Source organism: Vibrio sp. 1249-1, from assembly GCF_033340495.1.
Map to the genome: position 1 here is coordinate 1 of NZ_JAWOWJ010000600.1, position 674 is coordinate 674.

Here is a 674-nt window from a genome sequence, read left to right on the forward strand (position 1 = left end):
AACAGAGGCGGGATTATATACCTAAATAACCTTGAGATGCGAGGCTCGGCGCACAGCATATGAAAGTCATCTGAGGAGATGTTGAGCTCAATAAAAAAGGGCATCTCACGTAGAGATGCCCTTTGTGTTTCTTACTGAAAATCTACTGTACTTGGCAGTTCAAACAGAAAGCGTATTGTCCTTTCGGATCGTTAAAGCTTTGAAGCAGACTTGCATCTTGTTCGAACTGTTGAGCCACAGGTTGAAGGCTCTTTGGCAGAAGGCTTGTTGCGTCAACACCAAGGGATACTTTCACCTGATTCATGAATTCTTGTAGGAATTGTTCTTTTGGGGACAAGGGCTCTTCAACGCATTAAAGCCCGTAATCTGTCACGTTCGCCAGCTTCGCAGCTAACTCAACGGCATCATCGAAGTCACCCATTTGGTCAACAACGTTGGCATTCTATTTACTCAGTCACCGTTGGCGGAAATCAGCTTGGAACGCTTTCAGAAAGTAATGAACACTAATGTGAATAGCTGCTTTCTCTGTTGTAGAGAAGCGGCGAAGCGATTCGGTACTGGTGGCGCAATTGTGAATGTTTCTTCTGGGGCATCACGCTCAGGCGCGCCATTTGAGTATGTCGATTACGCCACATCAAAAGGCGCAATGGATACCTTAACCAAAGGGCTATCGC

2 pseudogenes are annotated in these 674 nt (G+C 46.0%); one reads left to right on the plus strand and one right to left on the minus strand.

Annotated features, from left to right (window positions below):
• Positions 1-142 precede the first annotated feature (142 nt).
• Positions 143-433: pseudogene (locus R7Z50_RS27855) on the minus strand (signal peptide peptidase SppA); the annotation flags it as partial.
• Here R7Z50_RS27855 and R7Z50_RS27860 point away from each other — a divergent pair.
• A pseudogene (locus R7Z50_RS27860) lies at positions 410-674 on the plus strand (SDR family NAD(P)-dependent oxidoreductase); the annotation flags it as partial. The pseudogenes R7Z50_RS27855 and R7Z50_RS27860 overlap by 24 nt on opposite strands.